Genomic DNA, 20,897 nt, shown 5'->3' on the forward strand with positions numbered 1-20,897 from the left:
AACCGCTATGTATACATTGTCGAGGTCTTGGCGGTTAGCGGCCGCTCCAACGGTATTCGTTTTCGGGCCGGCCCGGGGTGCCGTAGCGCGGTGCGCGGGAGGCCGTTCCGGCGTCCGCGAGGTATTCCAGGTAGCGCCGCGCGGTAACCCTGGACATGCCCAGTGCCTCCATCACCTCGGTGGCAGAGACGGCTTCGGACCGTCCCTTCATAAACTCTTGTACTGATTCAAGCGTGGAAATGGACAATCCCTTGGGCAGCGGCATCTCGGACGGGGCCCGGAGGCTGGCGAATGCCTGGTCAACGTCACTTTGTGAGGCCCCGGTTTTTTTGGAGCCCGGCTCGGGGCTGGCCAGCTGCTGCCGGAAGAGCCGGTAGCTGGCGAGCTTGTCTGCAAAAGTGGCGTACGTAAACGGTTTGATCAGGTATTGCACTACCCCGATTGCTACGGCGCTCCGGACGATGGCGAGTTCCCGGACAGCCGTAATGGCGATGATGTCTGCCAGGATCCCTGCCGCACGCATCCGCCTGGCGATGTCCAGGCCATGGAGGTCCGGGAGGTTCATGTCCAACAGGACGAGTTCAACAGGGTCTCCCGAGGCGACGAACTCGGAGAGCAGCCGCAAGGCGGATTGGCCGTCGGGGGCGGTGCCGGCCAGGGTGAAGCCCTCCAGCCTGCCCACATAGGCCGCGTGCGCCGCGGAGGCCACCGGCTCGTCCTCAACAACGAGGACGCGGATATCGCTCACTGGAACTGCTCCTCTTTGTCGGTTCCGGCGGCAATGGCCGGAAGGAAGACATGGAACTGTGCCCCATCCGTGCCTGTGATGGTCATGGTACCGTCCAGCCGCTGCACCGCCTGCCGCACCAGGGCCAGGCCCACGCCGCGGCCGAAGGGGCCGGTCGCCTTGGTGCTGAAGCCATGCTTGAAGATATTGTCGACGGCGGCCGGGTCGATTCCCGGACCTGAATCCTTGACAGTGATATCCAGGCCCTCGACATCGGACTCCACTGTTAGCTCCACGCGCTTGGGGGAAGTGCCGTCCGCCGCGGCGTCGATCGCGTTGTCCAGCAGGTTGCCGAGAATGGTGACGAGGTCCTGGACCGCCAGTCCTGCCACCGAAGCGGACCCCATGGTGGTCAGGGTCAGTTTAACGCCGCGTTCGTTTGCTTCCGCGGCCTTTCCCATGATCAGCGCGCTCAGTACGGGCTCGTCCACGGAGCTGACCATCTCGTCGGTCAGCTGCTGGCTGAGCTCCAGGTCCTTGGTGGCGAACTCGAGTGCCTCGCGGGTTCGGCCCAGCTCCAGCAGGGAAACCATGGTGTGCAGCCGGTTGGCGTGTTCGTGGGTCTGTGCGCGGAGGGCGTCGGAGAGCGTCTTCATGGTTTCGAGTTCACTTCCGAGCGACTCGATCTCCGTCCGGTCCCGGATGGTGGCCACGGTCCCGTATACCGCGGGGCGGCGGGTTCCGGGGGAATCCGGTGCCTGGGCGGGGCCCTGATTCACCACCACAATCCGGGGGCCCGTCAGATGGATCTCGTCGTGGGCGGTGCGGCCGGATTCAAAGAGATCTTTCAGGCTCTCCGTGAGAGGGAGGTCCGAGAGGGCAGGAGGTCGGGACGGGTCATCCCCTGAACCATGGGGAACAAGTCCCAGCAGTTCGGCTGCCTGGTCGTTGTACATCACCACGCGGCCCCGGGTGTCGATCAGGATGAGGCCCTCGCGGACAGAATGGAGGACGGACTCGTAATAGGCAAACAGCTGGGCGAGCTGCTCCGGCCCCCATCCACGGGTCACGCGGCGCAGGTAGCGGCCCAGCAGCCAGGAAGCTAGGGACCCGCCCAGCAGCAGCGCCAGGCCCAAGGCCAGCAGTGCGGGCAACCGCCCGGACAGGGCAACGTCCACCGTCCGGACCGTGACCCCCGCGGCAACCAGTGCCTTGACGTTACCCGCCGCGTCCTTGACCGGAGCAATGGTGCGCACCGACGGCCCCAGCGTCCCGGCCGTCACCTCGGTGAACACTTCGCCTCGAAGCGCGGCATCGATCGAGCCGATGTAGGGCCGGCCGAGTTCCTCGTCCCGGGGATGCGTCCAGCGTGTCCGGTCAGTCGCCATGATGGTGACGAAGTCTGCCCCTGATCCGGCCATGACGTCGAGGGCATACGGCTGCAGCAACGCCGAGGGATCCGGGGTGTCCGCAGCCTCCAGGACCAGCGGGTTGGCCGCGATCGCGGCGGCCACTCCGGTCATTCTGCGTCCGGCCTCCTCGTAACTGCGGTCCCGGGCGTCAATATACGTGGCGGTTCCCCCGATACCGATGAACGCCAGCACAATGACCAGGTTCGCCACAAAGAGCCTGCGGGCGATACTCCAGCGGTGGATCATCAAGCACCTCCCATGACCAATATGAACGCAACGGTGAGCTAAGTCACGACCTGCCCAATGATGGATATCACACCGGACCGACGCGATGAGCCCAGAGAATGCGCCGCAGCGTCTACCAGATTATCCATAAGGAGACACATCATGGCTTCTCAACGAGGAGAGTCAGCAGCGCCTGCCAAGGCCGCCCGCAAGGGCCTGGACAAATCCCACTACCTCTACATTGCCGTCATTGCCGCCGTGATCCTGGGCGCCCTCGTCGGTCTGCTGTTCCCCGAAGTCGGCAAATCAGTGAAACCGCTCGGCGACGGCTTCATCAAGCTCATCAAGATGATGATCGCACCCATCATCTTCTGCACGATCGTCCTGGGCATCGGCTCCATCGCCAAGGCTGCCACCGTCGGCAAGGTGGGCGGCTTGGCCCTTGGCTACTTCGTCCTCATGTCCACCTTTGCGTTGGGTATCGGCCTTGTCGTTGGCAACCTGATCCACCCGGGTGAGGGTTTGAAGCTGGCGGCCTACGACCCCAACAAGAAGGCCGAAGTAGACAGCACGGTTGCTTTCCTCCTGGGTATCATTCCGGGCGACATCCCCGTCCTGCCCACACTCTTCGCCGCCATCCTCGTAGGCTTCGCCCTCCAGAAGATGGGCGCGCAGGGCGCTCCTGTCCTCAAAGCCATCGGCCACGGCCAGGTGGTTGTGTTCAGGATCCTGATCATGATCATGTGGCTTGCTCCGGTGGGCGCCTTCGGTGCCATCGCTGCTGTAGTCGGCGCCACTGGCTTCGCGGCAATCGTGAGCATGTTCACCCTCATGGCTGCCTTCTACATCACTTGCGCCCTCTTCATCGTGGTGATCCTCGGCGGCCTGCTCCAGGTAGTGACCGGCGTCAACATCTTCAAGCTGATGAAGTACCTGGCCCGCGAATACCTCCTGATCTTCTCCACCTCTTCCTCCGAAGCAGCCCTGCCGCGCCTGATCGCCAAGATGGAGCACCTGGGTGTCTCCAAGCCGGTGGTGGGTGTCACCGTCCCGACGGGCTACTCCTTCAACCTGGACGGCACCGCCATCTACCTGACAATGGCGTCGCTGTTCGTCGCCAACGCCATGGGAACCCCGCTGGATCTCGGCGCCCAGCTGTCGCTGCTGATCTTCATGATCATCGCCTCCAAGGGTGCAGCCGGTGTCACCGGTGCGGGCCTGGCCACGCTGGCCGCCGGACTGCAGGCCCACAAGCCGGAGCTTCTTGGCGGCGTCGGCATGATCGTCGGAATCGACCGCTTTATGTCCGAAGCCCGTGCCCTGACCAACTTCACGGGCAACGCTGTTGCCACCCTCCTGATCGGCACGTGGGTCAAAGAGATCGACAACGGGCAGGTTGGCCGCGTCCTCTCCGGCGAGGTTCCCTTCGACGAAGAGACCATGATCGCTGGCCATGGCGAGCCGGTGGAGCGCCCGGTTGAAGCCAAGCCGGTACCGGCCACAGTCTAGGTAACCGTCCCGGCGAAGGCCCGCTGGCCAAGCCGGAATACCATCCGCCAAGACGCCCGTACAGCTCCGGCTGTGCGGGCGTTTTGCGCGCGAGGAAGCCTAACCTTCGACCTCTACCAGAAGGTAAAGGCTCAGAATGCACGCAAAGTCAAGTTCCCTCGAATACCGTGTCGGGGCCTGTAGCCTTGGTGAAAAGCAGGAACGGCGCTGGACTTCCAGCGGCAGGTAAATCACCGTCATCGAAAGTGTGGATAGATACGTGAGCAGCGAACAGGGTTCGGCAACTCTGGAAGGCACGGAACTCGATCTGGAAGACGCCGTGATGGGTCCCACCGGGCGCCCCCACCGCGAATTTCCGGAACCCGCCCCGCTGTCCTCCCACGGTCCGGCGCGCGTGATCGCCATGGTCAACCAAAAAGGCGGCGTCGGCAAGACCACCTCCACCATCAACCTGGCAGCAGCCCTTGCTGAATATGGCCGCCGGGTGCTGTTGGTCGACTTTGATCCGCAGGGTGCCCTCTCAGCCGGCCTCGGCGTCAACCCGCACGAACTCGACCTCACTGTCTACAACGTCCTGATGGACCGCAAGGTCGATATCCGCGACGCCATCCACCAGACCGGCGTTGAAAACGTCGACCTGCTGCCCGCCAATATCGACCTCTCTGCCGCGGAAGTGCAGCTGGTCAACGAGGTTGCCCGCGAGCAGGTCCTGGACAGGGCCCTGAAGAAGGTCGAAGACGACTACGACGTCGTCCTCATCGACTGCCAGCCCTCGCTGGGCCTGCTGACGGTCAATGCCCTGACTGCCGCCCACGGCGTGATCATCCCGCTGATCTGCGAGTTCTTTGCCCTTCGCGCCGTTGCCCTCCTGGTGGAGACCATCGACAAAGTCCAGGACAGGCTCAATCCACGCCTCCAGGTGGACGGCGTCCTCGCCACGATGTATGACGCCCGCACGCTCCACAGCCGTGAAGTCATCACCCGCTTGGTGGAGGCCTTCGGAGACAAGGTGTTCGAAACCGTGATCAAGCGCTCCATCAAGTTCGCTGACGCCACCGTGGCCGCTGAGCCGATCACCAGCTACGCCGGCAACCACATCGGCGCGGATGCCTACCGCCGCTTGGCCAAAGAGCTGATTTCGCGCGGCGGCGCACCCTAGCCAGGCGGTGGCTGAGTCCAAGCCCGGCTTTGAGGTGCGGCTGGCCAACTTCACGGGTCCGTTCGACCTCCTGCTGGGCCTCATCGCCAAGCACCAGCTGGACATCACCGAGGTGGCCATTGCCACTGTCACCGATGAGTTCATCAAATACATCCGGAACCTGCAGAAGCTGGGGGAGGACTGGGCTCTGGACGAGGCCAGCGAGTTCCTCGTTATTGCGGCCACATTGTTGGACCTCAAGGCCGCCCGGCTCCTGCCCGCCGGCGAAGTCGAGGACGACGACGACATCGCCCTCCTCGAAGCCAGGGACCTCCTCTTTGCCCGCCTCCTGCAGTACAAGGCTTTCAAGCAGGTCGCGGGCCTGATCGGCGGGACCCTGGAAGAGGAGTCCCGGCGTTTTCCACGCCAGGTTGCCCTGGAGGAGCACTTCGCCGCCATGCTCCCCGAGCTGGTCTGGAAGCACACGCCCCAACAGTTCGCCCGGATGGCCGAAGCCGCGCTGGAACCCAAGGCTCCCAAACCCACTGAAGTTGGGCTGGGCCACCTGCATGGCAGCGCCGTTAGTGTGAAGGAGCAGGCAGAAATACTGGGCCTGCGCCTCCAGTTGGGGAATCCGTTGACCTTCCGTGCGCTGATCGCCGACGCCGAGTCCACGCTGGTGGTAGTGGCGCGTTTCCTGGCACTGCTGGAAATGTTCCGCGACAAGGCGGTGTCCTTCGACCAGCTGAGCCCGCTGGGCGACCTGACGGTGCACTGGACGGCAGACGGCCGGGACTGGTCCACCGAGAACCTGAGTGAAGAATACGAGGAGCAGCCGTGACCGAAGATGACTCTGCGTCCGCAGCAGATGAAGGCCTTGACGTCTGGAACCTCCCGGGCGGAGCGAAAGCCGCGGTCGAAGCTGTGCTGATGGTGCTGGACCAGCCGGCCACGGCCACCGAACTCGCCGCAGGCCTGAACCTGACTGTCGCCGTCGTCGAGCAGTTGCTGGCGGAACTGCAGCGTGAGTATAACGGCTATACTGTTAAAGCCCCGGACATGGACGTTGCCAGCGATGCTGGCTTCAGCGCCAGCCCCCGGGGTTTTGAATTGCGGAACATCGCCGGTGGCTGGCGGATCTACTCACGCACGGACTTCGCCGACATCGTCGGCCGGTTTGTGCTGGAGGGCCAGACTGCCAGGCTCACGCAGGCGGCGCTGGAAACTTTGGCCGTCATCGCCTACCGGCAGCCCGTTTCCCGGGCGAGGGTGTCTGCAATTCGGGGAGTAAACGTTGATTCGGTCGTGCGGACACTTACGCAGCGCGGGCTGGTCGAAGACGCCGGAAACGATCCGGAGTCAGGCGCCGTCCTGTACCGGACCACATCGTACTTCCTGGAGCGGATGGGAATAGGCTCCGTGGCTGAGTTGCCTCAGCTTTCACCCCATCTTCCGGGGCTTGAAGGCATCGAGGAGTTCTACGACGCCGGAAGAATGTAGGCGGGGCATCCTGCCTGCACACAAGAGTATTCATCAGGGCAGATTTATTCTGCACGGCTGGCTAGTGTTGTCCTTGGACAACGTGCCGGTCAAAATATCGAAGGACGGGTCATGACACAGGCGGGACGCCAGGGTTCACCACGTAACAGTTCAGGACGTAACAGTTCAGGACGTAATTCACCACAGGGCGCAGCGGGCGGCGGTTTCCGCGGCGCCGCCGGAAAGCGCAATGCCGGGTTCGGCGGCGGCGACCGCCCCCACAAGGCACCCAAGCCCCGCGAGGAACGCTTTGTCGATCCCGACGAGGCAGCCGCAGGCCAGCCCGCCCGCGGCGCATCCGACTGGAAGCCGGCCGCCCCCTCATCGCGGAAGCCCGCCGCCCGCAAACCGGGCGCCAAGAAGGCTCCCGGCACGCCCGGCGCGCTCAAGCCCAAACCACGCACGGGCAAGCCGGGGGCAGCGGCATCCCGCGCGTTCGGCAGTGAACGGTTCGGACAGAACCTTGGCCCCGTGCGCAAGCCTTCGCGCAAGCGCGGTCCCCGCGGCGACGTCCCGCAGTCTGAACTGCACGACGCCGATGGCATCCGCCTGCAAAAGGTCATGGCACAGGCCGGCGTCGCCTCACGACGGGTCTGCGAAGAGATGATCACTGAGGGCCGCGTCGAGGTCGATGGCCAGGTTGTCACCGAGCTGGGTGTCCGGGTGGACCCCAAGACCGCTGTCATCCACGTCGACGGACTCCGCATCCAGCTGGACGAAAACCTCGTCTACATGGTCTTCAACAAGCCCAAAGGCGTCGTGTCCACTATGGAAGACCCCGACGGCCGCCCCTGCATCAGCGATTTTGTGCGGAAGACCCACCAGGGCGAACGCCTGTTCCACGTCGGCCGGCTGGACGTCGCCACCGAAGGGCTGCTGCTGCTCACGAACGACGGCGAACTTGCCAACCGCCTGACGCACCCGTCCTACGAGGTTCCCAAGACCTACCTGGTGCAGGTCCGTGGACCGTTCCCCCAGGGAATCGGCGCCCAGCTACGGGAAGGCGTGGAACTCGAAGACGGCTTCGCCTCCGTTGACTCCTTCAAGCTGGTGGACTCCACCCCGGGCCACGTGCTGATCGAAGTTGTCCTGCACTCTGGCAAGAACCGGATTGTCCGGCGCTTGTTCGACGCCGTGGGCTTCCCCGTGCTGCGCCTGGTGCGCGTCAAAGTGGGTCCCATCGGCCTGGGCGACCAGCGACAGGGCAGCATCCGGAACCTGGGCAAGCAGGAAGTCGGCCACCTGCTGGCATCCGTAGGGCTCTGACGCATGTCCGCTTTTCGTACGTACGGCCGCGGACACCTGAACGGACCGGTCGTAGTGATCGGCACGGGGCTGCTCGGCGCCAGCATCGGGCTGGGGCTGCGTGGCCGCGCCGTGCCTGTGTACCTGTCTGACCCGTCGCCCACCAACCAGGCAGTCGCCGTCGATATCGGGGCGGGGCTGCCGCTGGCGGAACTTGAAGGCGCCGCACCGGAACTCGTGGTCGTGGCGGCGCCACCGGATGTGACCGCCGACGTCGTCGCGGGCGCATTGGCGCAGTACCCGGAATCCGTGGTGGTGGACATCGCCAGCGTTAAGGCTGACATTCTGGCTGACCTGCGCGCCCGTGGTGCGGACCTTTCCCGCTATGTTGGCAGCCACCCCATGGCCGGCCGGGAAAAGTCCGGGCCTGTTGCGGCCCGGGGAGAACTGTTTACGTCCATGCCCTGGGTGGTTTGTCCGTCGGATGAGTCCTCGGCTGAAGCCACGCGGGTGGCGCGGGCCCTGGCCTCGGACTTGGGCGCCGTGGTTTCCCAGTTCACGGCAGACGAACATGATGAGGCTGTGGCCCTCGTGTCGCACCTGCCGCAGGTGATGTCCTCGTTGCTGGCCAGCCGCCTGCAGGGAACGCCGCTGCACGCACTCTCGCTTGCAGGCAACGGCCTGCGGGACGTCACCCGGATCGCCGCGAGCGATCCCACATTGTGGGTGCAGATCCTGGGCGGCAACGCCCGGAAAGTGGTGGAGATCCTCTACGGTGTCCGCGAGGACCTGAACCGCCTCATTAGCACGCTGGAGGCGCCCGGCGCACCGGGCGCGCGGCTGGATCTCGCCCAGCTGATCAGCGAAGGCAACGCCGGCCAAGCACGCATTCCCGGTAAACACGGCGGCCCGCCGCAGGCCTACTCCTGGCTCACCGTCCTGGTGGACGACAAGCCGGGCCAGATCGCCCTTCTCCTCACCGAGATTGGCGAGATCGGCGTCAACGTGGAAGACCTCCGGCTGGACCATTCGTCAGGCCAGAATGTCGGCATGGTGGAGCTCTCCGTCCTGCCCAACAAACACGACCACCTGATCGAAGCACTCAACGACCGCGGATGGCGGGTACTGCAGTAATGACACAGGAACTCCTCGACACCCTGCCCGCCCTGCGCTTGGGACGGCCCCTCGTCGTGGCAATCGACGGCCCGTCAGGTTCCGGCAAGTCCAGCGTGAGCAAGGAAGTTGCGCGCCGGCTGCGGCTCGCCTATTTGGACACAGGGGCCATGTACCGGGCGCTGACGTGGTTCTGCGTGAACACCGGAGTCGACCTCAACGACGCCGCGGCCGTGGAGCAGGCTGCACGGGACCTCGTGTTGGAGCTAAGCACCAGTCCCCACGAGGACTACGTGCGGGTTGATGGGGTCGACGTTGCCGACGCCATCCGCGAACCTGCCATTTCCTCGGCCGTCAGTTCCGTGGCCACAACGCTGGGTGCGCGGACCGAGCTGATCCGCCGCCAGCGTGAGCTGATTGAAAAGCACCTCCGCCGGATGGTGGTGGAAGGTCGGGACATTACTACCGTCGTCGCGCCCGGGGCAGAAGTCCGGATGTTGCTGACCGCCAGCGAGGAAGCCAGGCTTCGCCGTCGCGGCATCCAGCTCGGTGGTACCCAGAACGCCGAGCAGCTCGCCGCCCAGGTAATCCACCGCGACGCCAAGGATTCCACGGTGGTGAATTTCACCCAGGCCGCCGACGGCGTGGTGACGCTCGATTCCTCGGACTTGGACTTCGAAGAAACCGTGGACGCCGCCCTCGTGATTGTCACCAAGGTCCTCAACCGTGACTGACGGCGGCGCGAAGCTCCCCGCCGGCTGGACCATGGCTTGGAGCCGGCCGGTTGGCTGGATCCTGGACCATGCGGTGTACCGCACGTCGGTGACCGGCCGGGACAATGTCCCTACCGGGGGACCAGTGATCTTTGCCGGCAACCACATCAGTTTCCTGGACGGGCCGGTGATGTTCGGTGCGTCGCCGCGGCCCATGCACATCCTGGTCAAGAAAGAGATGTTCAAAGGTTTCCTCGGCCGGGTCCTGCGGGCATCCGGCCAGCTTCCCGTGGACCGCTCCGGTGACCGTGCGGCGCTGTTGCTCTGCAAGGACGTGCTCGACGCCGGCCGTTGCGTCGGGATTCTGCCCGAAGGTACCCGGGGGAGCGGCCAGGCAACGGACATCAACAATGGCGTGGCATGGCTGGCGCTGAACTCGGGGGCGCCGGTAGTACCGGTGGCCATCCTGGGGACCAGGACCGGCGATGAACACCTGGACACTGTTCCCAGGCCGGGGCGGCGGTTCCATGTCAGCTTCGGCGGTGCCCTGACGCTAAGCCGCAATCCCGGTGAAACCGGGCGTGCTTCAATGGACAGGGCGGGAATGGAAATCCGCGCTGCGCTGGCAGGGCACGTCCAGGATGCAATCAGACTCAGTGGGCAGCCTTTGCCCCACGCGGACCAACCGCTTGAACCAGCAGTAGCCGGGACGCCGGCAGATGACCACTAAGGAAAGTGCAATGAGCGATACGACTCAAACCTCCGGCCACTTCGGCGCCGGCGAAGACGAATACACGCCCACCGGCACAGACCAGGTGGCCGAGCGGCTGGCTGCCCTGGACGACGAAGAAGCAGAGACGCGCGCAGCGTCCCTCCGTGCGGGCCTGGAAGACTACGAACTTGATGAGGACGACGCCGCCCTGCTCAGCGGCGGGTACGACGACGAGGACTTCGACGGTCCGGTCAAGCTGGACCCCGTCCTGGCCATTATCGGGCGCCCGAACGTGGGCAAGTCCACCCTGGTAAACCGCATCCTGGGCCGCCGCGAAGCCGTGGTGGAAGATACTCCGGGCGTTACCCGGGACCGGGTGATGTACTCGGCTCACTGGAACGGGCGCAACTTCACGCTCGTGGACACCGGCGGCTGGGAGCACGATGCCCGCGGCATCCACGCCCGCGTGGCCGAGCAGGCTGAGATGGCCGTCGAACTTGCCGACGCCGTGCTGTTCGTTGTTGACTCCGCCGTGGGCGCAACTGCCACGGATGAGGGTGTCATGAAGATGCTCCGCCGCAGCAAGAAACCCGTCATCATGGTGGCGAACAAGGTGGACGACTTTGCCCAGGAGGCCGACTCGGCCACACTGTGGGGCCTCGGCTTTGGCGAGCCGTACCCGGTCTCCGCCCTGCACGGACGCGGTGTCGCCGACCTCCTGGACCATGTCATGGACACCCTCCCGGAGTTCTCCACGATCGAAGGACTGGAGCGCTCGGGTGGCCCGCGCCGCATCGCGCTGATCGGACGCCCCAACGTGGGCAAGTCTTCCCTGCTGAACAAGCTGGCAGGCTCGGAGCGTGTGGTGGTGGACAACACCGCCGGCACAACGCGCGACCCCGTGGATGAGTTCATCGAACTCGGTGGCCGTACTTGGCGGTTCGTTGACACGGCCGGCATCCGGCGCCGCCAGCACATGGCCCAAGGCGCCGACTACTACGCTTCGCTGCGTACCCAGGCTGCCTTGGAGAAGGCGGAAGTCGCCGTCGTCCTGCTGGCCGTGGACGAAGTCCTCAGCGAACAGGACGTCAGGATCCTGCAGTTGGCCATCGAATCCGGCCGGGCGCTGGTCCTGGCGTTCAACAAGTGGGACCTGCTCGACGACGAACGCCGGACGTACCTGGAGCGCGAAATTGAACAGGACCTGGCCCACGTGGCCTGGGCGCCCCGGGTCAACATTTCCGCGCTGACGGGCTGGCACAAGGACCGCCTGGTCCCTGCTTTGGACCTTGCCTTGGAGAGCTGGGACAAGCGCATCCCCACCGGGCGCCTGAATGCCTTCCTCGGCGAACTCGTGGCGGCACACCCCCACCCCGTCCGTGGCGGAAAGCAGCCCCGCATCCTGTTCGGCACCCAGGCATCCAGCCGCCCGCCGAAGTTCGTCCTGTTCACCACCGGGTTCCTTGACCCCGGATACCGCCGCTTCATCACCCGCCGCCTGCGGGAGACGTTCGGCTTCGAAGGCACACCCATCGAGGTCAACATGCGCGTCCGCGAAAAGCGCGGCAAGAAGCGTTAATTGCGACACACCAGCTGATCCGATGCCGGAAAGTGTCACAGGCACCCTCTGGCATCGTGTAAGCTTTTCAAGGTGGTTCGGCCGGACTGCTGAGTTGAAATCCTGGCTAACATCAGGAGTAAACGCAGCGGAGAACGGCGGAACTAACGGGCTGTAGCGCAGCTTGGTAGCGCACTTGACTGGGGGTCAAGGGGTCGCAGGTTCAAATCCTGTCAGCCCGACCAAAAACGGAAGCACCCCGGAGAATTTCTCCGGGGTGCTTTTGCGTTTGCTGTTATTTCAGGAACTTTGAGGTCCGCCGGTCCGCCAGGACCTTTCCATTGGTCTGGCATGTGGGGCAGTACTGGAGCGAGGTGTCCGCGAACGAAACTTCCCGGACCGTGTCCCCGCATACCGGGCAGGACTCACCCGTCCGGGCGTGGACCCGCATGTGGCTCCGTTTGACGTCCTTCAGTTCGCTGGGCGGCTTGCCGCGGGCTTCGGTTAGTGCCGTGCCAAGGACACTGTGGATGGCGTCGTAGAGAACCCGGACCTGTCCCTGGTCGAGGGACTTGGAGATCGCAAAGGGCGATATTTTTGCGGCGTGCAGGATCTCGTCGCTGTAGGCGTTTCCGATCCCGGCGATGACACTCTGGCTCCGCAGCAGCCCCTTGATCTGTTGGGAACTGGAGCGGAGGATCCCGGCCAGCGTATCGGCGTCGAACTCCGCACTGAAGGGATCCGGGCCAAGCGCGGCGATTCCCGGCACATCCTGTGGCTCGCGCACCACATAGACTGCCAGGCTCTTCTTGGTGCCTGCTTCGGTGAGGTCCATTCCGTGCCGGCCATTGTCACCGGAAAAGGCCATCCGGACAGCGATGTGGCCTTTGCCCTTACGGAGTTCAGAGTTGCTCGGCGAGTCCGTGAACCGGACCCAGCCGGCCCGTGCGAGATGAAAAACCAGCGACAAGCCGCCGGCGTCGATGCAGATGAATTTACCGAAGCGGCGGACCCCCGTCACGGCCCGGCCGTACAACTCGGTATAAGGCGGATCCGCCGTCTTCAACACGGCGAAGGACACAACCTGGACCTGGTCCAGGACCGTACCGCGCAGATGGCCGTCCAGATAGTCAGCCAGGCCTGCAACCTCGGGAAGCTCGGGCATGCCCCCATCATGTCAGAATCCTCCTCGAACGCCCCGGGAGTTGTGCCTATACTTTCAGCGGCGGCTTGTTTTGCAGGCCCCGTTGACATTGGTGTTTGACTCGACGAAAGGCCCCAGATGAGCAACATTCCCGAAGACCTGTCCTACACCGCAGAGCACGAATGGGTGTCCGCGCCCAACGCCGATGGCGTGGTCCGCGTGGGCATCACCGACTTCGCCCAGGACGCCCTCGGAGACGTTGTCTACGCACAGATGCCCGAGGTGGGTACCAAGATCACCGCGAACGAGGTAGTGGGCGAAGTTGAGTCAACCAAGAGCGTGAGCGACATTTACGCCCCGGTCAGCGGTGAAGTCGTAGCCCGCAACGACTCGCTGGACACCGATTCTGCCCTGATCAACTCCGATCCCTACGGTGACGGCTGGCTCATTGAAGTCAAACTGGCTGAAGCTGACGCTGTGGAGTCGCTGCTCAGTGCATCGGAGTACGAACAACAGGTAGGCTGAAAGCTAACCGGTTCATCCGGTCCGGCCACACGACGTCTTCGCACGTCAATGGCCGGATCCGGCGTCCGGAACCGGGCCCGCGAAGCAGGCCCGGAGGGGACATGTTGACTGCAGGTGACGCTGCAGCGGAAGAGGAGGAAGCCATGGTTGGCCACAAGCAAAACCCTGCCGATGGGGATTACGGTACAGGCAAGGCTTCGGAGACCACCTCGATCCATCTCACGCCCGTCACCGAAGAACCCACCATTACCCCCAAGCTCTCAATGGACGAGCGCAGCTCCGTCGAGGCGCTGCCCGCCGGGTCGGCGCTGTTGATTGCCCACAGTGGCCCCAACGCCGGTGCCCGCTTCCTGCTGGACTCTGACGTCACCACCGCCGGGCGCCACCCTGACGCCGACATCTTCCTGGACGACGTCACCGTTTCCCGCCGCCATGTTGAGTTTCGTCGTACGCCGCGCAGCTTCGAAGTGGTGGACAAAGGCAGCCTCAACGGCACGTATGTCAACCACGATCGCGTGGACAGCGTTGAACTGAAGTCCGGAAGCGAAGTCCAGATCGGCAAATTCCGCCTCACCTTCTACCTGAGCCCTGCCCGCGCTGCAGGCCGCGTCTGATCCCGGGGCAGTTGCCTGTGGCAATGGCACAACCGGAACGCCGGGGACCGCAGGTCCTGAACATCGGGGAAGTTCTCGCCCAGCTCAGCGGGGAGTTTCCTGGAATGACTGCGTCGAAAATCAGGTTCCTGGAAGAGAAGGGACTTATCAATCCGCGCCGTACCCCGGCGGGGTACCGGCAGTACTCAGACGGCGACGTCGAACGCCTCCGGTTTGTTCTGGCACTTCAGCGGGACCAATATCTTCCCCTCAAAGTCATCAAGGACTACCTCGACGCGATCGACAGGGGAGAACGGCCGGAGAACCTTCCGCCCGGCGTCGTGGTTTCACCGCGGATCGTCTCAGATGAGCTGGCAGCCGAGCTGCAGAACCGTGGCCGGAAGCTCAGCGAGGAGCAGCTTCGGACCGAGTCCGGAGCCAGTGTCCCGCTGCTGCAGTCGCTGCTTAGCTTCGGGCTGATCAGCCACAGCAACGGCAAATTTGATGAGCACGCCCTGCAGGTGGCGCGCGCCTGCGTACAGCTGGAAAGCCACGGCCTGGAACCGCGGCACCTGCGGCCATTCCAAGCCGCGGCCGAACGTGAATTCGGGCTCGTGGAGCGTGCAGTGGCGCCCCTCGCATCGCGCAAGGACTCGGCGTCCCAGGCCCGTGCGGCCGAAGCGGCCCGCGAAATCAGCGACCTCTGCCTCACCCTGCACCGGGCCCTGGTGCAGGATCACATCTCACGCATGGACATCTGATGATCGAAGTCGAGATCGTAGGGGTTCGGATCGAACTTCCCTCCAACCAGCCGCTGGTGCTGCTTCGCGAGATCCACGGCGAACGCCACGTGCCCATCTGGATCGGCACGCCGGAGGCCAGTGCCATCGCCCTGGCCCAGCAGGGCGTGGTCCCACCCCGCCCCATGACGCACGACCTCCTCGTCGACGTCGTTGAATCCCTGGGCCACTCCGTAGTCAGCGTTAACATCGTGGCCGTCGAGGACAACATCTTCTACGGCCAGCTGCAGTTCGAGAACGGAACCACCGTCAGCTCACGTGCCTCAGATGCGCTGGCCATCGCGCTGCGGGCCAAGTGCCGGATCTGGTGTGCCGACTCCGTGATGGATGAGGCCGGGGTCCGCATCACCGAACACGATGAAGGCGAAGACACCGAGCCCGGGCCAACGGTAGATGAAGAACGTGAATTGCGCCGCTTCCGGGAGTTCCTGGACGACGTTGAACCGGAAGATTTCGACGGCTGACATCACGTTAAGGTTAAAGTTGAGGCTGAAAGTTTCGACACGCCCTGCCAAACAGCCGCACGTCTTTGACCTTGGGTCTTTGCAGGCCTAACGTCGAAGGTATCAAGTTCCCATTGCTTACGGCAGCCGCGCAAGTCACACTGTAAGGTGCGACCCCAGGAAATTACATGCATGGACTTCGTTCCGGTTCAGGCTGCCGCAGTTTTCCCCCGGGAGCTTATGACAAGGAGGATCCAGGTGAGTCCCAAAGGCGAAGCAGGCGAGCTGAAACAGCCCTCGACGGCTGGTGTTGCCGTGCCCGCGAGCGGTGCCCAGGGCCTTCTGTTTACCGAAGATCTGCCAGTTCTCGACGAAGACGCGGGTTACCGCGGACCGACTGCCTGCAAGGCGGCCGGAATCACCTATCGGCAGCTTGATTACTGGGCACGTACCGGCCTCGTGGAACCTGCCGTTCGAGGTGCTGCCGGCTCCGGTTCGCAGCGGTTATACGGTTTCCGGGACATCCTTGTCCTGAAGGTGGTTAAGCGGCTCCTCGATACCGGGGTCTCGTTGCAGCAGATCCGGACCGCGGTGGAACACCTGCGGGAACGGGGCGTGGAAGACCTCGCCCAGATCACGCTGATGAGCGACGGCGCCAGTGTCTATGAGTGCACGTCCGCCGATGAAGTCATCGATCTCGTCCAGGGTGGCCAGGGCGTGTTTGGCATTGCGGTCGGCCGAGTGTGGCGGGAGGTCGAAGGCAGCCTGGCGTCCCTCCCGAGCGAGCATGCGGCCGAACAGTCCTTTCCGGACGACGAACTCAGCAAGCGCCGTGCTGCCCGAAAAACCGGCTAAACCCTAGAACTTCAAAGGCCACCTTCCAAAGGAAGGTGGCCTTTTTCACGTCTTCCGCATTGCGGCGCCTAGCGCTGGCTGCGGCTCCGCAGCCCGTTGCCGACGGCGAGGAGGTTGGCCAGCAGGGTATCGAAGAGCGCGGCAGCCGATTTCGCCGAGTCACCCGGCCAGTGGTGCACGGGATGCGCCGCACCCTGGATCTGCTGCCAGTTCGCCTGTTCGGGGATGCGGGGGCTAAGCAGGAGTTCGCCGAACATCGATTCCATCTCAGCAAGCCGGTAGGTGTGCTCGGAGGAGCCGGTGCGCACCCGGTTGGCTACGATGCCGGCGGGTGAAAGGTTCGGGGCGAACTCCTGCCGGAACAGTTGGATGGCCCGCATGGTACGTTCGGTTCCCGCCACGGAGAACAGCCCCGGCTCGGCCACCAGCGCCACCTTGTCGCTGGCCGACCAGGCCATCCTGGTCAGGCCGTTGAGGGAAGGCGGGCAGTCGATCAGGACAAGCTCGTAGTGATCTGCGCCGGCCAGCACAGTTGAGAGCCGGCGGAGGTCGCGGCGGCCCAGGTCGGGGCGGTCGTAGATGCCGGTATATGCGGAGCCGACGGCGACATCCAGGACGGCAGGCCCGGAACCGTTTGAATGCGTCCGGGCCGTCCAACTGCTTCCCACCACGTTTTCCGCGAGTTTGGCCTTGCGCGGGCTCTTGAGCATTCGCCCGATGTCCAGCTGGTCGCCGGGCTGTACGCCCAGTGCCGTGGTCGCATCCGCGTGGGGATCGAGGTCCACCACCAATGTGGGGATGCCCGCGGCAAGCGCCGCAGACGCCAATCCTGTGGTGACGGAAGTCTTGCCGACTCCGCCCTTGAGGCTGCTGATGCTGACTACTTGCACTTGAGAGACCAAAACCTAACGCCGGCTGCCGTGTTGGGGGTAATGTTTGCTCCGGCAGTGCCGAAGCCGGACGGCTCCTGCCGCCCTACTCATCATATGTGGATGCGCCGGCGATTCCTGCTTTATCGGGCGTCGGCATGGCACCTCGGCATGATGGCAACAGCTGGGCCCGGCGATCCCGGTCAAAGCTCCCGGGACATGACGGTAAGTTCTGTGATGGTGGCCACAATGATTTGTATTTCTAAGCGCGGGTCTTAGACACTGTGACCACTTACCGATACACCCGCAATGATGCAGGAGAAGTATGTTTTCCAAGATTCTGGTGGCCAACCGCGGCGAAATCGCGATCAGGGCATTCCGCGCCGGCTACGAGCTGGGCGCCAAGACCGTTGCTGTTTTTCCGAACGAGGACCGTAACTCGATCCACCGCCAGAAGGCCGATGAGGCTTATCTGATCGGTGAGGAAGGCCATCCGGTCAGGGCTTACCTTGACGTGGCCGAAGTGGTCCGTGTGGCCAAGGAGTCCGGTGCTGACGCCATCTACCCTGGCTACGGATTCCTCTCCGAGAACCCGGACCTTGCCCGTGCCGCGAAGGAAGCGGGCATTACGTTCGTTGGTCCGCCGGCTGAAGTCCTGGAGCTCGCAGGCAACAAGGTTGCCGCCCTGGAAGCTGCCCGGAAGGCAGGCGTCCCGGTCCTGAAGTCCAGCCAGCCGTCGAAGGACCTCGATGAGCTCATCGCCGCGGCCGACGAGATCGGGTTCCCCATTTTCGCCAAGGCAGTAGCCGGCGGCGGCGGGCGCGGCATGCGCCGGGTGGACACGCGCGAAGCCCTTCCGGAAGCCCTGCAGTCCGCCATGCGCGAAGCGGATGCGGCGTTCGGTGATCCCACCATGTTCCTGGAGCAGGCCGTCCTGCGGCCGCGGCACATCGAGGTCCAGATCCTCGCCGATGCCGAAGGCAACGTCATGCACCTCTTTGAGCGTGACTGTTCCATCCAGCGCCGCCACCAGAAGGTTATTGAGATCGCCCCCGCGCCCAACCTTGACGAGGGGATCCGCCAGGCGCTGTACCGGGATGCGGTTAAGTTCGCCAAGGCACTGAACTACGTCAACGCCGGTACGGTCGAGTTCCTGGTCGATACCGTCGGTGAACGGGCCGGCCAGCACGTGTTCATTGAGATGAACCCACGCATCCAGGTGGAGCACACTGTTACCGAAGAAGTCACGGACGTGGACCTGGTGCAGGCACAGCTGCGGATCGCCTCCGGCGAAACGCTCGCGGACCTGGGACTCTCCCAGGAGACGGTCCAGCTCAAGGGCGCAGCCCTGCAGTGCCGCATCACCACCGAGGACCCTGCCAACGGGTTCCGGCCGGACGTCGGGAAGATCACCGGCTACCGCTCTGCCGGCGGCGCCGGTGTAAGGCTCGACGGCGGCACCGTGTACTCAGGTGCCGAAATCAGCCCGCACTTCGACTCCATGCTGGTGAAGCTCAGCTGCCGTGGCCGCGATTACCCTGCCGCCGTGGCCCGCGCCCGCCGTGCCCTTGCCGAGTTCCGAATCCGTGGCGTCTCCACCAACATTTCGTTCCTGCAGGCGGTCCTGGACGATCCCGACTTCATTGCCGGCAACGTGGCGACCAACTTCATCGACGAACGCCCCCAGCTCCTGAAAGCCCGGGTTTCCGCTGACCGCGGCACCAAGCTGCTGACCTGGCTGGCCGAGGTCACGGTGAACAAGCCGAACGGCGAGCTCACCGTCCACTCCAACCCCGCAGCCAAGCTGCCTTCGGTTGCAGGCACGCAACCTCAGCCGGGATCCCGCCAGCGGCTCCTGGAACTGGGCCCGGAGGGCTTCGCCAAGGCTCTTCGTGAGCAGACAGCGGTGGCTGTCACAGACACCACCTTCCGCGACGCCCACCAGTCCCTGCTCGCTACCAGGGTCCGGACCCGCGACCTGGTAGCTGCGGGCCCGGCCGTCACTGCCCTGCTCCCGGAATTGCTCTCCGTTGAGGCCTGGGGCGGCGCCACCTACGACGTCGCGCTGCGCTTCCTCGGCGAGGACCCGTGGGACCGCCTTGCCGCGCTCCGGAAGGCGCTGCCGAACGTCTGCCTGCAGATGCTGCTCCGTGGCCGGAACACCGTGGGCTACACCCCGTACCCCGAAGAGGTCACGGAGGCGTTTGTCAATGAGGCAGCCGCCACCGGCATCGACATCTTCCGGATTTTCGACGCCCTGAACGACGTCAACCAGATGGCCCCCGCAATCCGTGCAGTCCGGGCCACCGGCACCGCGGTCGCCGAGGTAGCCCTCTGCTACACGGGCGACCTCCTGAACCCGGATGAGAAGCTGTACACGCTCGAGTACTACCTCGAGCTGGCCCAGAGGATTGTGGACGCCGGCGCTCACATCCTTGCCATCAAGGACATGGCCGGCCTGCTCCGTCCAGCTGCCGCCGCGAAACTGGTGGCCGCACTCCGTGAGCGGTTCGACCTTCCGGTCCACCTGCACACCCACGACACCGCCGGAGGCCAGCTGGCAACCCTCCTGGCAGCCGTGGACGCGGGTGTGGATGCGGTAGACGTGGCATCCGCCTCGCTGGCCGGAACCACCAGCCAGCCCTCGGCGTCGGCCCTCGTGGCGGCGCTGGCGCACACCCCGCGTGACACCGGGCTGAGCCTGGCAGCCGTGAGCTCCCTGGAGCCCTACTGGGAGGCTGTGCGGCGCGTCTATGCGCCGTTCGAATCGGGCCTGCCGGGCCCCACCGGCCGGGTTTACCAGCACGAAATCCCGGGCGGCCAGCTCTCCAACCTCCGCCAGCAGGCCATGGCGCTGGGCCTGGGGGAGCGCTTCGAAGCCATCGAGGACATGTACACCGCGGCGGACCGCATCCTGGGCCGCCTGGTGAAGGTCACGCCCTCCTCGAAGGTCGTGGGCGACCTCGCGCTCCACCTCGTCGGACTCAACGCCGACCCCGCGGACTTTAACGAGAACCCGCAGAACTACGACATCCCCGACTCCGTCATCGGCTTCCTGTCCGGTGAACTCGGCGACCCGCCCGGAGGCTGGCCGGAACCGTTCCGGACCAAGGCCCTCCAGGGCCGCAGCATCAAGGTCCGCGACGTGGAGCTCAGCCCCGAGGACAGCGCCGCACTGCAGGGCGATTCCAAGACCCGCCAGCACACGTTGAACCGGCTGCTCTTCGACGGTCCCACCAAGGACTATCTCAAGAGCGTGGAAACGTATGGCAACATCTCTGTGCTGGACACCAGGGATTACCTCTATGGCCTGCAGCGCGGGCAGGAGCACGAGATCCAGCTGGAAAAGGGCGTTCGCCTGATCGCCTCGCTGGAAGCAGTGTCCGAGCCGGACGAAAAGGGCATGCGCACGGTCATGTGCACGCTCAACGGGCAGTCCCGTCCTGTCGTCGTCCGTGACCGTTCAGTGGTGAGCAACGTCAAAGCCGCCGAGAAGGCGGACCCGGCCCAGCCGGGCCACGTCGCCGCGCCGTTCGCCGGTGCGGTGACTGTCACCGTCAAGGCCGGCGATACGGTCAATGCCGGTGACACCGTTGCCACGATCGAAGCGATGAAGATGGAAGCCTCGATTACGACGCCGGTGGGCGGCAAGGTTTCACGCCTCGCCATCTCCACTGTTGAGCAGGTCCAGGGCGGGGATCTGCTCCTGGTGGTCGAGTAACTGCCAGGGCTGAAGTTCCGCAGCAACCGCATTAACTGAAAAGGTCCTCCCGGCTC

Annotated in this window: 19 protein-coding genes and 1 tRNA gene; 16 read left to right on the forward strand and 4 right to left on the reverse strand. The window is 64.5% G+C overall.

Annotated features, from left to right (window positions below):
• Positions 1–34: 34 nt before the first annotated feature.
• Positions 35–748: a response regulator gene (locus tag ACLKOZ_RS14145; protein WP_436475874.1), complete on the reverse strand. Its 714-nt coding sequence runs from the start codon at positions 746–748 to the stop codon at positions 35–37.
• Complete coding sequence (locus ACLKOZ_RS14150; protein WP_436475876.1) at positions 745–2,385, reverse strand: sensor histidine kinase; 1,641 nt, start codon at positions 2,383–2,385, stop codon at positions 745–747. Before ACLKOZ_RS14150 ends, ACLKOZ_RS14145 begins: the two co-directional genes overlap by 4 nt.
• Positions 2,386–2,526: 141 nt before the next feature.
• Between ACLKOZ_RS14150 and ACLKOZ_RS14155 the strand changes: the two genes are divergently transcribed.
• The 10 genes from ACLKOZ_RS14155 (at position 2,527) to ACLKOZ_RS14200 (ending at position 12,136) form a co-directional block, all read left to right on the forward strand.
• The gene (locus ACLKOZ_RS14155) at positions 2,527–3,873 is read left to right on the forward strand and encodes a cation:dicarboxylate symporter family transporter (RefSeq protein ID WP_436475878.1); all 1,347 of its coding nucleotides are present in this window, start codon (positions 2,527–2,529) and stop codon (positions 3,871–3,873) included.
• 259 nt (positions 3,874–4,132) lie between these two features.
• A complete protein-coding gene (locus tag ACLKOZ_RS14160; RefSeq protein ID WP_104140710.1) occupies positions 4,133–5,032 on the forward strand; it encodes a ParA family protein in 900 nt (299 codons plus the stop codon).
• 7 nt (positions 5,033–5,039) lie between these two features.
• Positions 5,040–5,852, forward strand: a complete 813-nt coding sequence (locus tag ACLKOZ_RS14165; RefSeq protein ID WP_436475881.1) for a segregation and condensation protein A — start codon at positions 5,040–5,042, stop codon at positions 5,850–5,852.
• Complete coding sequence (gene scpB, locus ACLKOZ_RS14170) at positions 5,849–6,511, forward strand: SMC-Scp complex subunit ScpB (RefSeq protein WP_337347718.1); 663 nt, start codon at positions 5,849–5,851, stop codon at positions 6,509–6,511. The genes ACLKOZ_RS14165 and scpB overlap by 4 nt, the downstream gene beginning before the upstream one ends.
• A 111-nt stretch (positions 6,512–6,622) precedes the next feature.
• Positions 6,623–7,816, forward strand: coding sequence for a pseudouridine synthase (locus tag ACLKOZ_RS14175; RefSeq protein WP_337351500.1), 1,194 nt, complete (start codon positions 6,623–6,625; stop codon positions 7,814–7,816).
• 3 nt (positions 7,817–7,819) lie between these two features.
• Positions 7,820–8,929 carry a prephenate dehydrogenase gene (locus ACLKOZ_RS14180; RefSeq protein ID WP_436475884.1) on the forward strand — a complete coding sequence of 370 codons (1,110 nt, stop codon included), beginning with the start codon at positions 7,820–7,822 and terminating at the stop codon, positions 8,927–8,929.
• A complete protein-coding gene (cmk, locus tag ACLKOZ_RS14185) occupies positions 8,929–9,642 on the forward strand; it encodes a (d)CMP kinase (RefSeq protein WP_436475886.1) in 714 nt (237 codons plus the stop codon). Before ACLKOZ_RS14180 ends, cmk begins: the two co-directional genes overlap by 1 nt.
• Positions 9,643–9,673: 31 nt before the next feature.
• Positions 9,674–10,351 carry a lysophospholipid acyltransferase family protein gene (locus tag ACLKOZ_RS14190; RefSeq protein ID WP_436476106.1) on the forward strand — a complete coding sequence of 226 codons (678 nt, stop codon included), beginning with the start codon at positions 9,674–9,676 and terminating at the stop codon, positions 10,349–10,351.
• Positions 10,352–10,361: 10 nt separating this feature from the next.
• Complete coding sequence (der, locus tag ACLKOZ_RS14195; RefSeq protein ID WP_337347722.1) at positions 10,362–11,912, forward strand: ribosome biogenesis GTPase Der; 1,551 nt, start codon at positions 10,362–10,364, stop codon at positions 11,910–11,912.
• A gap of 147 nt (positions 11,913–12,059) precedes the next feature.
• Positions 12,060–12,136 (forward strand) — tRNA-Pro (locus tag ACLKOZ_RS14200).
• A gap of 50 nt (positions 12,137–12,186) precedes the next feature.
• On the opposite strand, the gene ACLKOZ_RS14205 is transcribed toward ACLKOZ_RS14200, so the two are convergent.
• Positions 12,187–13,056, reverse strand: a complete 870-nt coding sequence (locus ACLKOZ_RS14205; RefSeq protein WP_436475888.1) for an Fpg/Nei family DNA glycosylase — start codon at positions 13,054–13,056, stop codon at positions 12,187–12,189.
• Positions 13,057–13,173: 117 nt separating this feature from the next.
• Between ACLKOZ_RS14205 and gcvH the strand changes: the two genes are divergently transcribed.
• The 5 genes from gcvH (at position 13,174) to ACLKOZ_RS14230 (ending at position 16,251) form a co-directional block, all read left to right on the forward strand.
• Complete coding sequence (gene gcvH / locus ACLKOZ_RS14210; protein WP_337347724.1) at positions 13,174–13,560, forward strand: glycine cleavage system protein GcvH; 387 nt, start codon at positions 13,174–13,176, stop codon at positions 13,558–13,560.
• 143 nt (positions 13,561–13,703) lie between these two features.
• Positions 13,704–14,174, forward strand: a complete 471-nt coding sequence (locus tag ACLKOZ_RS14215; protein WP_337347854.1) for an FHA domain-containing protein — start codon at positions 13,704–13,706, stop codon at positions 14,172–14,174.
• 23 nt (positions 14,175–14,197) lie between these two features.
• Positions 14,198–14,914: a transcriptional regulator FtsR gene (gene ftsR, locus ACLKOZ_RS14220; protein ID WP_337347725.1), complete on the forward strand. Its 717-nt coding sequence runs from the start codon at positions 14,198–14,200 to the stop codon at positions 14,912–14,914.
• Positions 14,914–15,417: a bifunctional nuclease family protein gene (locus ACLKOZ_RS14225; protein ID WP_066285823.1), complete on the forward strand. Its 504-nt coding sequence runs from the start codon at positions 14,914–14,916 to the stop codon at positions 15,415–15,417. The genes ftsR and ACLKOZ_RS14225 overlap by 1 nt, the downstream gene beginning before the upstream one ends.
• Before the next feature lie 237 nt (positions 15,418–15,654).
• The gene (locus ACLKOZ_RS14230) at positions 15,655–16,251 is read left to right on the forward strand and encodes a MerR family transcriptional regulator (RefSeq protein WP_066290467.1); all 597 of its coding nucleotides are present in this window, start codon (positions 15,655–15,657) and stop codon (positions 16,249–16,251) included.
• 68 nt (positions 16,252–16,319) lie between these two features.
• On the opposite strand, the gene ACLKOZ_RS14235 is transcribed toward ACLKOZ_RS14230, so the two are convergent.
• Positions 16,320–17,141 carry a ParA family protein gene (locus ACLKOZ_RS14235; RefSeq protein WP_337351497.1) on the reverse strand — a complete coding sequence of 274 codons (822 nt, stop codon included), beginning with the start codon at positions 17,139–17,141 and terminating at the stop codon, positions 16,320–16,322.
• Positions 17,142–17,445: 304 nt separating this feature from the next.
• Between ACLKOZ_RS14235 and ACLKOZ_RS14240 the strand changes: the two genes are divergently transcribed.
• Entirely contained in the window at positions 17,446–20,841 is a 3,396-nt protein-coding gene (locus tag ACLKOZ_RS14240) for a pyruvate carboxylase (RefSeq protein ID WP_337351496.1), read from the forward strand.
• The last annotated feature ends 56 nt before the right edge of the window (positions 20,842–20,897 follow it).

The organism is Arthrobacter sp. R4 (assembly GCF_051365025.1).
Taxonomy (GTDB): Bacteria; Actinomycetota; Actinomycetes; order Actinomycetales; family Micrococcaceae; genus Arthrobacter.

Coding starts and splice junctions, on each gene's coding strand:
- ACLKOZ_RS14150 (WP_436475876.1), bottom strand. CDS start 2,385: ATGATCCACCGCTGGAGTATCGCCCGCAGGCTCTTTGTGGCGAACCTG.
- ACLKOZ_RS14155 (WP_436475878.1), top strand. CDS start 2,527: ATGGCTTCTCAACGAGGAGAGTCAGCAGCGCCTGCCAAGGCCGCCCGC.
- ACLKOZ_RS14175 (WP_337351500.1), top strand. CDS start 6,623: ATGACACAGGCGGGACGCCAGGGTTCACCACGTAACAGTTCAGGACGT.
- ACLKOZ_RS14180 (WP_436475884.1), top strand. CDS start 7,820: ATGTCCGCTTTTCGTACGTACGGCCGCGGACACCTGAACGGACCGGTC.
- cmk (WP_436475886.1), top strand. CDS start 8,929: ATGACACAGGAACTCCTCGACACCCTGCCCGCCCTGCGCTTGGGACGG.
- ACLKOZ_RS14190 (WP_436476106.1), top strand. CDS start 9,674: ATGGCTTGGAGCCGGCCGGTTGGCTGGATCCTGGACCATGCGGTGTAC.
- der (WP_337347722.1), top strand. CDS start 10,362: ATGAGCGATACGACTCAAACCTCCGGCCACTTCGGCGCCGGCGAAGAC.
- ACLKOZ_RS14205 (WP_436475888.1), bottom strand. CDS start 13,056: ATGCCCGAGCTTCCCGAGGTTGCAGGCCTGGCTGACTATCTGGACGGC.
- gcvH (WP_337347724.1), top strand. CDS start 13,174: ATGAGCAACATTCCCGAAGACCTGTCCTACACCGCAGAGCACGAATGG.
- ACLKOZ_RS14215 (WP_337347854.1), top strand. CDS start 13,704: ATGGTTGGCCACAAGCAAAACCCTGCCGATGGGGATTACGGTACAGGC.
- ftsR (WP_337347725.1), top strand. CDS start 14,198: ATGGCACAACCGGAACGCCGGGGACCGCAGGTCCTGAACATCGGGGAA.
- ACLKOZ_RS14225 (WP_066285823.1), top strand. CDS start 14,914: ATGATCGAAGTCGAGATCGTAGGGGTTCGGATCGAACTTCCCTCCAAC.
- ACLKOZ_RS14240 (WP_337351496.1), top strand. CDS start 17,446: ATGTTTTCCAAGATTCTGGTGGCCAACCGCGGCGAAATCGCGATCAGG.